The 14,603-nt window shown below is 31.4% G+C and carries 13 protein-coding genes; all 13 read left to right on the forward strand.

Translation table 11 applies throughout. The features are described 5' to 3' along the window. Window positions 1-4 precede the first annotated feature (4 nt). Window positions 5-1,774 (forward strand): efflux RND transporter periplasmic adaptor subunit, encoded by a 1,770-nt coding sequence (locus tag BA195_RS08990; RefSeq protein WP_068704619.1) that lies wholly within the window; start codon window positions 5-7, stop codon window positions 1,772-1,774. Window positions 1,775-1,809: 35 nt separating this feature from the next. Beyond that, on the forward strand, window positions 1,810-2,208 hold the full coding sequence (locus BA195_RS08995) for a heavy-metal-associated domain-containing protein (RefSeq protein ID WP_068704620.1): 399 nt from the start codon (window positions 1,810-1,812) through the stop codon (window positions 2,206-2,208). A 151-nt stretch (window positions 2,209-2,359) separates the two neighbouring features. After that, window positions 2,360-2,671 (forward strand): DUF6660 family protein, encoded by a 312-nt coding sequence (locus tag BA195_RS09000; RefSeq protein ID WP_068704622.1) that lies wholly within the window; start codon window positions 2,360-2,362, stop codon window positions 2,669-2,671. A 137-nt stretch (window positions 2,672-2,808) separates the two neighbouring features. After that, window positions 2,809-7,140, forward strand: a complete 4,332-nt coding sequence (locus BA195_RS09005; RefSeq protein ID WP_068704624.1) for a CusA/CzcA family heavy metal efflux RND transporter — start codon at window positions 2,809-2,811, stop codon at window positions 7,138-7,140. Between the two features lie 7 nt (window positions 7,141-7,147). Continuing rightward, window positions 7,148-8,353 (forward strand): efflux RND transporter periplasmic adaptor subunit, encoded by a 1,206-nt coding sequence (locus BA195_RS09010; protein ID WP_068704835.1) that lies wholly within the window; start codon window positions 7,148-7,150, stop codon window positions 8,351-8,353. Window positions 8,354-8,356: 3 nt separating this feature from the next. Beyond that, window positions 8,357-8,773, forward strand: a complete 417-nt coding sequence (locus BA195_RS09015; RefSeq protein ID WP_068704626.1) for a Fur family transcriptional regulator — start codon at window positions 8,357-8,359, stop codon at window positions 8,771-8,773. 53 nt (window positions 8,774-8,826) lie between these two features. Beyond that, the gene (gene merTP / locus BA195_RS09020) at window positions 8,827-9,420 is read left to right on the forward strand and encodes a mercuric transport protein MerTP (RefSeq protein ID WP_068704627.1); all 594 of its coding nucleotides are present in this window, start codon (window positions 8,827-8,829) and stop codon (window positions 9,418-9,420) included. Further along, window positions 9,420-9,626 carry a GDCCVxC domain-containing (seleno)protein gene (locus BA195_RS09025; RefSeq protein WP_068704629.1) on the forward strand — a complete coding sequence of 69 codons (207 nt, stop codon included), beginning with the start codon at window positions 9,420-9,422 and terminating at the stop codon, window positions 9,624-9,626. Before merTP ends, BA195_RS09025 begins: the two co-directional genes overlap by 1 nt. A gap of 12 nt (window positions 9,627-9,638) precedes the next feature. Beyond that, window positions 9,639-11,591: a heavy metal translocating P-type ATPase gene (locus BA195_RS09030; RefSeq protein ID WP_068704631.1), complete on the forward strand. Its 1,953-nt coding sequence runs from the start codon at window positions 9,639-9,641 to the stop codon at window positions 11,589-11,591. A gap of 89 nt (window positions 11,592-11,680) precedes the next feature. Further along, window positions 11,681-12,526, forward strand: coding sequence for an RteC domain-containing protein (locus BA195_RS09035; protein ID WP_084443143.1), 846 nt, complete (start codon window positions 11,681-11,683; stop codon window positions 12,524-12,526). A 319-nt stretch (window positions 12,527-12,845) separates the two neighbouring features. Further along, complete coding sequence (locus tag BA195_RS09040; protein ID WP_068704635.1) at window positions 12,846-13,124, forward strand: helix-turn-helix domain-containing protein; 279 nt, start codon at window positions 12,846-12,848, stop codon at window positions 13,122-13,124. A gap of 33 nt (window positions 13,125-13,157) precedes the next feature. Beyond that, complete coding sequence (locus tag BA195_RS09045; protein WP_068704637.1) at window positions 13,158-13,823, forward strand: hypothetical protein; 666 nt, start codon at window positions 13,158-13,160, stop codon at window positions 13,821-13,823. Between the two features lie 48 nt (window positions 13,824-13,871). Continuing rightward, window positions 13,872-14,534 carry a P-loop NTPase family protein gene (locus BA195_RS09050; RefSeq protein ID WP_068704639.1) on the forward strand — a complete coding sequence of 221 codons (663 nt, stop codon included), beginning with the start codon at window positions 13,872-13,874 and terminating at the stop codon, window positions 14,532-14,534. Window positions 14,535-14,603 lie beyond the last annotated feature (69 nt).

Genomic DNA, 14,603 nt, shown 5'->3' on the forward strand with positions numbered 1-14,603 from the left:
AAAAATGAAAAAATATATAGTTTACATAGTAATATTAGCAGTTGGCTTATTATTAGGTTGGTTGTTATTCGGTAGTTCATCAAACAAAGAAACTGAACATAATCACGATGAAATAGCAGAAACCAATCAAAAATGGACTTGCTCAATGCACCCACAAATTATGCAACCAGAACCTGGTGATTGCCCTATTTGTGGTATGGATTTAATTCCTGCCGAAGCTGGAGCAGATGGTTTAGCAGCAGACCAATTCAAATTAACAAAAAATGCAATGGCGTTGGCCAACATTCAAACATCAATTGTAGGTAGTAGTAAAGCAGACGATAACGGTATTAAACTATCAGGTAAAATTGTTGCCAATGAAAAAGCAAATGCTGTGCAAGTCAGTTATTTCTCTGGAAGAATTGAACGCTTAAATGTCAGTTTTACTGGAGAAAAAGTAAACAAAGGGCAATTATTAGCAACCATTTATTCACCAGAATTATATGCAGCACAACAAGAATTAATTACAGCAGCTTCATTAAAGGAATCACAACCGGCATTATATAAAGCAGTTCGTAATAAATTAAAATTATGGAAACTTTCTGAAAAGCAAATCAATAAAATAGAACAAACAGGAAAAATAAAAGAAAATTTTCCTGTCTACGCAACTATCTCTGGTACTGTAACAGAAAAATTAGTAGAGCAAGGCGATTATATAAAACAAGGGCAACCTCTATTAAAAATTGCAAACTTAAATTCAGTTTGGGGAAACTTTGATGTGTACGAAAACCAAATAGACTTATTTAAAAAAGGGCAAGAAATAAACGTAACAACAAATACTTATCCTAATAAAAAATTTAAAGGTAAAGTAGATTTTATTGACCCTATTTTAGATAACAGAACACGTACTGTTAAATTAAGAGTAGTGCTTAATAATAAAGACGAAGTATTTAAACCAGGAATGTTTATTGAAGGAAAAATTAAAGGGGTAACCTCTAATAAAGAAAAATCATTATTCGTGCCTTCATCTGCCATTTTATGGACAGGTGAACGCTCTGTAGTATATATTAAAACCAATCCAGACCAACCAGTTTTTGAAATGCGTCAAATAACTTTAGGTAACCAAATTGGTAGTAATTACAAAGTATTAAAAGGTTTAGAAAATGGTGATGAAATTGTAACCAACGGAACTTTTACAGTTGATGCAGCAGCACAATTACAAGGAAAAAAATCTATGATGAATAAAGATGGAGGAAAAGTAATGACTGGTCACGAAGGACATTTAGGTATGGATAGTAATTCATCAAAAAATAATACAGACCATACCAATATGAATGAACGGTTGGAAGTATCAAAAGCATTTCAGAAACAATTAAAAAAAGTATTTGAAAGCTATATTAGTTTAAAGGATGCGTTTGTTAAAGATAACTCAAGTAAAGCATCAGAAAATGCAAATAGTTTACTTGATAATTTGAATAATGTGGATATGAAACTAGTTAAAGATGAAGCTCATAATCATTGGATGTCATTAGTAAAAGAAATTAAATCTTCAACAATTGCTATTTCTAAAGCAGCAAATATAAAAGAGCAAAGAAATCATTTTAAACATTTGTCTTCGCATTTTATTAAAGCTGTGCAACTATTTGGTATCAATGAAAAGGTATATGTAGAGTTTTGTCCAATGGCAGATAGTAATAAAGGTGCCTATTGGTTAAGCAAAGAAGAAAAAGTAATCAATCCATATTTTGGAGAAGCAATGCTAACCTGTGGAGAGGTAAAACAAGTTATAGAATAATTAAATACAAATAATAACAATTAAATTTTAAAACAATGAAAAAAGTAATTTTAAGTATAGCTGTTATAGCAGCTTTAGGTGTAACAAGTTGTAATAGTCAAACAAAAAAAGAAACAAAAACAACCACTACACAAATGTCAAAAGATATGGCTATGACAGACTTGTCTTTTGGAGTAAGAGGTAATTGTGGTATGTGTAAAAAAACCATTGAAAAAGCAGTAAATGCTGTTGAAGGTGTTGCAAGTGCTAATTGGAATGTAGATAAAAAGAAAATCGATGTTTCTTTTGATGATACCAAAACCAATGCAATGGCAATTCATAAAGCAATAGCAGCTTCTGGTTATGATACTGAAAAAGTAGCAGGAAGCGAAGAAGCTTATAAAAATTTACCAGGTTGTTGTCAATACGACCACGAAATGAAAATGAATCAATAAATAAGTATGATTTTTTAATGTAATTTATAGCAAAAGGAAAATTAAGGTTTTTTCTTTTGCTATAAAATATAACTAACCAAACACCTTTTAATTATTGTAAAGCCTATTATTTGCACAACCATTGCATTAAATAATTTATATATTTGCTACAATGAAATTATTAGCATTCATATTATCAATTTATATTTTCGCACTCAATCTAGCACCTTGTGCTGATTTTGATGTGTCTGATAATGATGTTAAAACTGAAATTTCACAAGCTATGGATAATGACCATCAGCACCAAGATTCAGATTTATGTTCGCCTTTTTGTATATGTCAATGTTGTCATATAAACGCTACATATTTTCAATTTTCTTACATAAAATATGAAATAACATTTATTTCTACCCAAGATTTTTTCTACCACAATGGGATAGAAAAAGATTTTACGACTTCCATTTTACAACCACCTCGGGTATAATTCAGTTTTCATAGGATAGCTATATCCTTTTTTAATGTTTTCGTCTTCGAGTAGCATAGCTACGAGAAGCTCATATTGAGCGAAATCGAATTACGAACACACTTTTATATTTTTTAACTGAATTAATACATTTTAATATGATTAATAAAATCATTGATTTTTCAATCAATAATAAATTCATTATTGGGTTGCTAACGCTTACCATTATTGGAGCAGGTATTTGGAGTATGACCAAAGTACCAATAGATGCTGTTCCGGACATTACCAACAACCAAGTACAAGTAATTACACAAGCACCAAATTTAGGTACAGAAGACATTGAACAATTTGTTACTTATCCTGTGGAAGTGGCAATGAGTAATCTTCCAGATGTAACAGAAATTCGTTCTATTTCTCGTTTCGGCTTATCTGTAGTAACCATAGTTTTTGATGATGATATGGGAACATATCTACCTCGCCAATTAGTATCAGAAAAACTAAATGAGGTCAAAGAGCAAATTCCTAGTGGTTTTGGAGAACCTACAATGGGTCCCATATCTTCAGGATTAGGTGAAATTTATCAATACACACTAAAAGTAAAGCCAGGGTATAAAGACAAATATTCTGTAACAGATTTACGAACAATGCAAGATTGGATTGTTCAACGTCAAATGGCTATGGTAGAAGGTGTTGTTGAAGTTAACGCCATTGGTGGTAAAATTAAACAGTATGAAGTTGCTGTTGATCCAAGCGAACTAAAAGCTATTGGAATTACAATTACAGATGTTTTTAAAGCTCTTGAGGCAAACAATCAAAATACAGGTGGTGCATATATAGAAAAAAATCATCAAGCTAATTTTATTCGTGGTGAAGGCTTGGTGCGTAGTTTAGAAGATATTAAAAAGATTACGGTTAAAAATATAAATAACATTCCTATAACTGTAGGCGATATTGCTACGGTGCAATTTGGTGCTGCTATTCGTTATGGTGCATTAACACAAGATGGTGAAGGCGAAGTTGTTGGTGGTTTGGTAATGATGTTAAAAGGAGCTAATTCAAATGATGTTATCGAAAATGTCAAACAAAGAATGGCTCAAATTGAAAAATCATTACCAGAAGGTGTAATCATAGAACCTTTGTTAGACCGAAGTAAGTTAATAGCAGAAACAACCTCAACAGTTGCAACCAATTTAATTGAAGGCGCTTTAATAGTCATTTTTGTTCTTATTTTCTTATTAGGTAATTGGAGAGGTGGTTTAATAGTAGCTTCAACAATTCCATTATCCTTATTATTTGCATTTATTCTAATGAATGTTTTTGACGTTTGGGCTAATTTAATGAGTTTAGGAGCCATAGATTTCGGTATTATCGTTGATGGTGCAGTAATTATTGTAGAAAGCACCGTTTTCCTTATTGCTTCACAAGTTTTAAAAAAGAAAAAACTAACGTCTAAAGAACGTGATAATGTTGCAGCAAATGCTTCTAAAAAAATGATGAATGCTGCCTTTTTTGGTCAGCTAATAATCTTAATAGTTTTCTTGCCGATATTGGCATTACAAGGTATTGAAGGAAAAATGTTCAAGCCAATGGCATTGACTTTTATTTTTGCTATGATTGGTGCAATGGTACTTTGTTTAACTTATGTTCCAATGATGTCTGCACTTATTTTAAGAGCGCCAAAATCAGACAAAAAATCCTATGGTGATAAGTTTGTGCATTGGGTAGAAAGTAAATACCAACCGTTATTAGAAAAAGCCTTGAATAAAGGCAAACTAATAGTTGGTATCGCAGTTGTTTTATTCGGAATAACAGTTTTTATGTTTACCAGAATGGGTGGTGAGTTTATTCCACAGCTCGATGAAGGTGATATAGCGTTTCACGCTATTTTAAAACCTGGTAGTTCTCTTTCTGAAACTATTGAGACCACTACAAAAATTGAGCAAATTGTAAAAGCAAAATTTCCTGAAGTTGAAAAAATTGTAAGTCGTATTGGTGTTGCCGAAATTCCAACAGACCCGATGCCAATGGATATTGCTGATGTATTTGTAATTCTGAAACCAAAAAGCGAATGGACAACGGTTGCAACCAAAGATGAACTTATTGAAGAAATGAAGGAAGCAGTAGAAATGATTCCTGGTGTAAATTATGAATTTACCCAACCTATTGAAATGCGTTTTAACGAACTACTCGAAGGTGTTAGAGAAGACATAGCTATTAAACTTTATGGAGAAGATATAAATGTACTGTCTCAAAAAGCAGAAGAAATATCTAAAATAATTGCAGGTACAGAAGGTATTGGTGATATGAAAGCGGAAGCTACCACAGGTTTACCACAAATGACAATCACCTATAACCGAAGTAAATTAGCACAATACGGACTTCAAGTAAATACTTTAAACCAAATTGTACAATCTGCCTTTGCAGGAGGTACAGCAGGTGTTATTTTTGAAGGTGAAAAACGATTTGATTTAGTGGTTAGATTAAGTTCTCATAATCGTAAAGACATAACAGATGTTCAAAACTTGTTTGTCAACTTGCCTTCTGGTGCACAAATTCCACTTCGTGAAGTTGCAGACGTAAGCTACAAAGCTGGCCCTATGCAAATAAGTAGAGACAATACTAACAGAAGAACTTATGTAGGTATTAATGTAAGAGGTCGTGATGTAAAATCGTTAGTAGCAGAAATCAAATCAAAATTAGATGCAAATCTTCAATTGCCTTCAGGTTATTTTATTCGATATGGTGGTGCTTTCGAAAATTTAGAACGTGCCAGTAATCGCTTGCAAACTGTAGTACCAATAGCATTGCTACTTATTTTTGTGTTAATATATTTTGCGCTAAAATCACTACCACAAACTTTAATGATTTACATCGCTATTCCAATGGCAACCATTGGTGGTGTTATAGCCTTATGGCTTCGTGATATGCCCTTTAGTATTTCGGCAGGTGTAGGTTTTATTGTCTTATTCGGTGTTGCAGTTTTAAATGGTTTAGTAATGATTAGTGGTTTAAATGAATTAAAAGAAGAAGGCGTTACCAATTTAAAAGATAGAATTATTGAAGGTACAAAACGAAGAATAAGACCTATTATGCTTACAGCTTTTACTGATGTATTAGGCTTTTTGCCAATGGCTATCTCTGCATCAGCAGGTGCAGAAGTACAACGTCCTTTAGCAACGGTAGTTATTGGTGGTCTATTAACTTCTACATTATTAACCTTGTTTGTTTTGCCTATTTTATACCATTGGGTAGAGAACAAGTCTTTTAAATTTAAAGCAAACAAAAAATTTGCAACTGCAACAGCTATTATAGTTTTTATGTTTTTGTTTCCAATAACAGGAAATGCACAACAAGTTAGCGACTCTTTGCCTATTGTTTCATTACAAGAAGCTATAAAAATGTCAAAAGAGAACTATCCTAGTTTAAAACAAAGACAGTTAGAAATTGATAAACAGCAACAATTAAAAGGGACTGCTTTCGATTTTGGCTCAACTCAAATTTTCACAGGTGGTGAGGAAATTAAAGATGGTTCAGGTATTTACACAACTATTGGTGTTGGCCAATCAAATATAGATGTGTTTGGTATTGCACCAAAACAAAAATTATTAGAACAACGTATTCAATTAGCGCAAAAGGCGTATCAACTTTCAGAATTAGAGTTAGAATTAGAGGTGAAAAAAGCCTGGTCTAATGCCTTTAAAAGTAAACGGAATTATAATCTGTATAAAGAATTGAATGCTATTTATACCAATTTTGAAAAAGCTGTCGAGTTAAATTATGAAGTAGAAGCCATATCAAAATTAGAATATTCAGCAGCTAAAAATCAAGCTTTACAAATTAAAAATAAAACAAAGCAAGCTTATAGCGAATACCTCATTGCTTTACAGCAATTAAATTTATGGTTAGTTTCTGAAAAAATCTATACAGTTCCAAACGAGTTTAAAACCCTTAACAACATAGATTTAACAGCCTTTAGTGTAGAAGCTCATCCTTTGTATGGTGTTTCTCAACTTAAAATAGCAGAAGCAGAAGCAAATTATAAAGCAGCCAAAGCCGAAAATTTACCAAAGTTTAACCTTCAAGGTGGTTTACAAAAAGTAAACGGTAGTTCAGGCTATTATACTTATCAAGCCGGTATTTCTATACCATTTCTTTCTGGTACTACAAGAAAACAAATTAGAACTGCAAAATTCAATAAAGAAATTGCAGAAGTAAATATGTTATTTAAACAAAAGGAAGTGCAATCTAAATTTAATCAAGCAAAAGAAAATTACCAAAAATGGAAAACGTCTTGGCTATTTTATAAAGATGAAGTATTACCACTTATTAAAGAACAGAAAACTGGTGCTTTATTTGCTTATAAAGAAGGCGAAATTGATTATTCTGCCTTTACGCAACTTATAAATCAAGCCATTCAATCAGAGTTAGAAGCTCAAACAGCATTGGTAAACTATTTACAAAGCATTTTTGAATTACAATATTTTAAATAATAACACTATGAAAAACAGATCATATAATATCCTAATAATAGTAATGTTGACCTTTTTAATAACTGCCTGTGGCAATAAAGAAAAACACAACGAAGAAGATGGGCATTCTCATAATAAAGAAACCAAAATAGAAACTAATGAAGGGCATAGCGAAAACGAAGAAGTGATGCTATCAACACAACAATTTGAAGCCTTAAAAATGAAAATTGACACCATTGCGTTGCGAAATATGAGTGGTTATGTTGAAGCCAATGGAACGTTAGAAGTACCACCACAGAATGAAGCAGCAATAACTTCCGTAATTGGAGCTAATGTAGTTTCCATTAAAGTAATTGAAGGAGATAAAGTAAACAAAGGTCAGGTTGTTGCTTATTTATCACATCCTAATATCATTCAAATGCAAACCAATTATCTCAATGCGTATAGCAATAGCAATTTTTTAAAGAAAAATTATGAACGTCAACAAAAATTATATAATGCTGGCGTAGGCTCTGGTGCAAATTTTCAAAAAGCAGAAGCAGAATACGAAGCGTCAAAGGCTATGGTTAATGGAATGGCAGCTCAACTACAATTACTAAATATCAGTACAACATCGGTTCGTAATGGCACAATATCTCAACAAGTAGCATTGCGTAGCCCAATTGAAGGGTTTGTTCAAAAGGTAGAAGTAAAAACTGGTCAGTATGTTGAACCTCAATCAGAACTCTTTGAAATAGTAAATACACATCACGTCCACGCAGATTTAATGGTCTTCGAAAAAGATGTTTATAAAGTAAAAAAAGGTCAAAAAGTAACCTTTAATGTTCAATCTACTCAAAATGAAGAATTAATTGCAGAAATCTATTCGGTAAGCAAAACATTCGAAGATAACCCTAAAGCAGTACACGTTCACGCAGAAATTGAAAATAAAAAAGGTAATTTAATTCCAGGAATGTATATCCAAGGTAAAATTCAAGTTGAAAATACAAAAACAAGAGCATTACCAGAAAGTGCTATTATAAAAGAAGGCGATACCTATTTTGTATTTTCTGTAGAAAAGGAAAATGAAGATTGGAGTTTCAAGCCAGTCGAAGTCATTTTAGGAGCCAAAGATGGTAATTGGATAGCTGTAGAGTTTACTAAAGAAATCGAGACGAGTACAAAATTCGCTTATAATAATGCCTACTACCTTATTGCAGAAATGAAAAAAGGTGAAGCAGAACACGAACATTAAATTATGCAAACTATAGAACAATTATTAGAGTCAAAAGAGATACGTGTTACAGCAATGCGATTACTTATTTATAAGTTTCTTGCACAAAAACAAATAGCAGTTACATTAAGCGATATTGAAAATGCTTTTGAAAAAATAGATAGAACTACACTTTACAGAACCATTAAAACATTTGAAGAAAATGTGATTGTTCATCAAATAGATGATGGTACTGGTATAACTAAATATGCGCTTTGCGAACAAGGTTGTAAGTGTGATGTTGAAACCGATTTACACTTACATTTTCATTGCAACAATTGTAACGAAACCATTTGCTTAACAGATCATAAAATCCCACAGATTAGCGTTCCTGAAGGGTTTGTTTCTGAAAATGTAAATCTGGTTGTAAAAGGTGTATGTGATAAGTGCAGCGGTCAATAATGCACTTCCCTTGCATTATAATTTATAGCATCTTTGACTTAAATATTTAACCAATGAAGAAAAGATTAATTGGAATAAGCATAATAACAGCAATTACAGCTTCTTTATGTTGCATCACACCGGTTTTAGCTCTAATTGCAGGAACAAGTGGCATTGCATCAACATTTTCTTGGTTAGAACCCTTTAGATCCTATCTCATCGGATTTACCGTTTTAGTGATTGGTTTTGCTTGGTATCAAAAACTAAAGTCTCGAAATGAAATTGACTGTGAATGTGAGACGGATGAAAAACCAAAATTTATGCAGTCCAAAACCTTTTTGGCAATTGTGACTGTATTTGCAATAGTGATGTTGGCATTCCCTTATTATTCAGGAATTTTTTATTCTAATATGGAAAAACAAATAGTTATAGTTGATAAATCAGACATTAAAACAACTGAATTTAAAATAAACGGAATGACCTGTGCGAGTTGCGAAGAACACGTAAACCACGAAGTGAATAAACTCAACGGAATCTTAAACTCAAAAGCATCCTATGAAAGTGGTAATGCAATCGTTGAATTTGACAAAACTAAAACCAATGAAACGGAAATTGAGAAAGCAATTAATTCAACAGGTTATAAAGTAACTGGTAAAAAAGAAAACTAATGGAAATTCAATTAAAATCAGAGATTACTTGTCCAAACTGTGGAAATAAAAAAGTAGAAGAAATGCCAACAAACGCTTGTCAATTCTTTTACGAGTGTGAGAATTGCAAAGCGGTTCTTAAACCAAATGAAGGAGATTGTTGTGTTTACTGTTCTTACGGTACTGTTCCTTGTCCACCAATTCAGCAAAACAAAAGTTGCTGCTAAAATTGTATTGATATGAAAAAAAAGAAACTCAATTTAAGAGATATAAAACCTAATTCTGAAAAAGAACACAGTCACGATGATGGTCATAATCACAGTAAAGGTTCCAATAATTTTAAAGCATATAGTCCAGCGATAGTAAGTTTTGTAATGCTAATCATTGGTATTACTTTAGATTATTTTGATATTAATTTTTTTAGAGATTGGATTCGCATTGTTTGGTATATCATAGCTTATATACCTGTTGGGTTTCCTGTTGTAAAAGAAGGATGGAAAAGTATTAAAAAAGGTGATGTCTTTACAGAATTTTTTCTAATGTCAATCGCAACCATTGGTGCGTTTATTATTGGCGAATATCCTGAAGGTGTTGCAGTAATGCTATTTTATGCAGTAGGCGAATTATTTCAAAGCGCAGCAGTTAATAGAGCAAAATCAAACATCAAAGCATTGCTTGATGTTAGACCAAAGGAAGCGTTAGTTTATCGAAATAAAGATTATGTTTCTGTAAATCCTGAAACCGTAGATATTGGCGAAAAGATACAAGTACGTGTTGGCGAAAAAGTACCTTTAGATGGTGTTTTATTGTCTGAAAAAGGTTCATTTAACACAGCAGCTTTAACAGGTGAAAGTAAACCAGATACCATTGCCAAAGGTGAAAAAGTATTTGCAGGAAGTATCAATCTCAATGGTGTTATAGAAATTGAAACCACCAAAGAATTTAAAGACAGTTCCATTGCTCGTATTCTCGATATGGTTCAAAATGCAACAGCTCGTAAATCTAAAACCGAATTATTCATAAGGAAGTTTGCACGTATTTACACACCAATTGTTGTGTTTTTAGCCATAGGCGTTACATTATTACCTTATTTTATTGTAGATGATTATGTCTTTAGAGATTGGTTGTATAGAGCTTTAATTTTCTTGGTAATATCTTGTCCTTGTGCTTTAGTTATTTCAATTCCATTGGGTTATTTCGGTGGTTTAGGAGCAGCTTCAAAAAACGGTATTCTATTTAAAGGTGCTTCTTTTCTTGATGCTATGACCAAAATTAATACGTTGGTTATGGATAAAACGGGTACAGTAACAAAAGGAGTTTTCAAAATCAAAGAAGTAAAAACAATCAGTTGGGAAGAAACTGAATTTATGAAATACTTAATGGCGATGGAAGAGCAATCTACGCATCCAATTGCTAAAGCCATTTTAGAATACAAAGCAAATGGAGCAGATTTTAATGCTACCAAAGTTTCAGAAATAGCAGGAAAAGGTTTAAAAGGAATTGTAAACGGAAAAACTGTTTTAGTTGGAAACAAAGCATTAATGACTGCCAATAATATTGAAGTGGCAAAAGAAATCGACACTATTGTAGAATCTATTGTTTTAGTTTCAATTGGTAATAAGTTTGCTGGTTATGTTGTCATTGCAGACGAATTAAAAGAAGATGCTAAAGAAACCATAACCAATTTACATAAAGTAGGCATTTCTAAAATAATGATGCTTTCTGGCGATAAAGATTCCATTACTCAAAAAGTGGCTTCTCAATTAAACATTGAAAAAGCAAAAGGTGGTTTATTACCCGAAGATAAATTGAATGAAGTTGAGGTTTTAAAGCAAAATCCTGAAAACAAAATAGCCTTTATTGGAGATGGTATTAATGACGCGCCTGTTTTAGCAGCAAGTAACGTTGGTATTGCAATGGGAGGTTTAGGAAGTGATGTTGCTATTGAAACTGCTGATGTCATTATCCAAACAGACCAACCTTCAAAAGTAGTTAGAGCAATAAAAATTAGTCGTTCTACTCGAAAAATTGTTTGGCAGAATATCATTTTAGCTTTTGGTGTTAAAATAGTTGTTTTAATATTAGGTGCAGGTGGTTTAGCAACAATGTGGGAAGCTGTATTTGCTGATGTAGGTGTTGCGTTATTAGCAATTTTGAATGCTGTAAGATTACAACGAATGCAATGGCGTTAAATAATTAAAGTCATTGTATTTATTTTAATTTTTTTTAAGTAAAATATTTTTAAACAAACCAGATTTATTATCCTCATAACTACTGTAAGTTGAAAAAAATTGAAAGAATAGTAAAAAAATTAGATTCTAATTTAGATTTTTTAGAAAAAGAAATTGAAGGTGTTTTAGAGAGGTCTGAAGAGGGTATTAAGGTAACTCAAAGAGCTCTTGAACAAATAAGAGAACTTTTGTTAAAACGAAAATCAACATCAACTTCTGATGAAATCTATTTTTTCAAAAATATTAAGCCTCAAGTTTTTAGTAAATTAATTTATTATGTGAAATTATTTAGTATTGAAAGTAAAAGACCAAGAAGTAGTAACAAATCTCAAGTAAAGTATTTTAACAAACATATAGATCGGTTGCAAAATTATTTTAATGATAATTTAGAGTTTTATCATTATTATAGACGAGGTGCTACTTTTTTGGATAACGAATATTTTATAAGAGGAAAAGCTAATATTCGTTTATTTCCAGATTCTCTTTCTTTTTTCGCAGATGATAAATTTTCTACAAGCCACGATTCTACTGTAGCCACAATTCTTGCTTATGATATGCTAATAATTTATTTAAAAACTGAAATTGATAAACTTGAAAATAACAATAGTATGGAAGCAAATTATAACGCTTTTCAAAAGCAATCAAAATTATTTTGGACAGGTAATAAAACAGATTTAATAGAACTCATTTATGCACTTCATAGTTCTGGAGTAATAAATAGTGGAACAGCAGATATTAAAGAGGTAGCCTTAATTTGCGAACAAATGTTTAACGTTAGTTTGGGCGATTATTACAGAACTTTTTTAGAAATCCGTTCACGCAAAATAAATCAAACAAAATTCATTGATAAACTAAAAGAATCTTTAGTAGATAAAATGCTAGAATCTGATGAATAAACACCCAACTTGGGTGTTTTAAAGAGCAAATAATTATCATAGTATTTGCTCTTTTTTATTGCCTATGTTTTACAAGTAAAACATTAAAACAAATCAATGTAACTCATTAAATATGAGCGTATAAAAACACCCAAGTTGGGTGTAACTTGTGAAAAATACTCAATAATTCACTTCATATTTGCTAAACGAAAGTCAAATCGCAGATTCACGAATACCTATTTAAGAAAAACATTCTAACTCGTGAATTAAATCAATTTAATAGCTGCCATTGATAACGAAAGTTTGATGTGGTAGCTGTTTTTAACTTAAATCGTTTACTATGGCAGCAACAATTATTACAACCGAAGATCTTCACGAATTCAAATTAGAATTATTAGAAGGTATTAAAACAATCATCAATAACAAAACTGGTTTAGCCACTAAAAAATGGTTAAAATCACCAGAAGTTCGCGACCTGTTAAGTATTTCACCAGGTACATTACAAAACTTACGTATTAACGGTACGTTACCATACACTAAAGTTGGTGGTGTTATTTATTACGATTATGATGATATTCAAAAAGTAATGCAAGACAATAGAATACACAACAAGTTTTAATGCCACTTTAAGTGCAGCTAAAACACCTATTCTATGCAAAAAGTTAATTATATAAAACACCTAAAAGGTGTATTTATTCAATTCTCTAAAGACAACCGTTTAAATCCAACACACATAAGTTTATATATAGCATTATTCCAAATCTGGAATAACAATCGGTTTTTAGACGAATTTTATATCAATCGAGAAGAAGTAATGAGCTTTTCAAAGATAGGCTCTAAATCAACATATCATAAATGTATTAAAGAGCTAAATCATTGGAAATATATTATTTACTATCCATCACACAACCCATTTAAGGGAAGTAAAATTAAGATGTTCAATTTTGAGACAAGTTATAAACAAGTTATGGACTCATACAATCCTATAAACGGACAAGCACTGGTATCTAATAATAAACATATACAAACTAATAAAAACATTAATAAACTTGACCAGCCAAAAAATGAAAATGATGTTATTACTTTTTTTAAAAATGAAAAATGGCCAATAATTGAAGCTCAAAAATTTTTTAATCATTATCAAGGTATTGGTTGGAAAGTAGGTGGAAAAACAAAAATTGTCAATTGGCAAGCTACTGCTAAAAATTGGATGCTAAAAGCTGAAGAAATAAAAACAAAAATAAATCAAAAAGCAGTTAGCCAAAATCAAGACAACCTAAAGACAAGTAAAAACAAAAACTACAATGAGCCTTTATAACGCTTTGCGTCATACGGCGCTTATTTCAGTAACTCACTATCTAAAACTATGAATAAGATACAACCACATATTATAAAAGAAGGAGGTGTTCAATACCAATTAGGAGAATTTAATAACAATAATATTTCATACGATTTCAAAAAAATATTAATTTATCTTGATGCAAAAGGAAAGCTGCTCTTTGGTAAAAACTTTAAAATCTATGAAGAAGATGAGGTTATTTTATATAAACTATGTGTCTATTTTATAAGTGATTTTGAGGCTTGCAAAAAATTAGAAATAGATCCAAACAAAGGGATATTATTATCGGGACCTGTAGGCTGTGGTAAAACAAGTTTAATGAAATTATTAAGGTTTATGGTACCACATCAAAAACCGTATGAACTAATTCCTGCTAGAAATATCACATTCGCATTTAATAATATTGGTTACAAAACTATTGAAGAATATGGTAATAGTAGTTTTTATTGTTTTGATGATTTAGGTGTTGAATCAACTGGTCGTCATTTTGGTAAAGATTGTAATGTAATGGGAGAAATTCTTTTATCTCGTTACGATTTATTCCTAAAAAGAAAAATAAGAACACACGCTACAACCAACCTAAATGCACAAGAATTAGAAGAAAGATATGGTAATCGTGTACGTTCTCGAATGCGACAAATGTTTAACTTAATAAGTTTCGATTCAAGCAGTAAAGACAAACGAGGTTAAAATTTTAATAGCTTTTAAATATTGAAAACAATAATAAGTAAATAGACGTGTTTTAAATCTATAACAGAA

Origin of the sequence: Tenacibaculum soleae, assembly GCF_001693415.1 — a bacterium.
Lineage (GTDB): Bacteria > Bacteroidota > Bacteroidia > Flavobacteriales > Flavobacteriaceae > Polaribacter > Polaribacter soleae.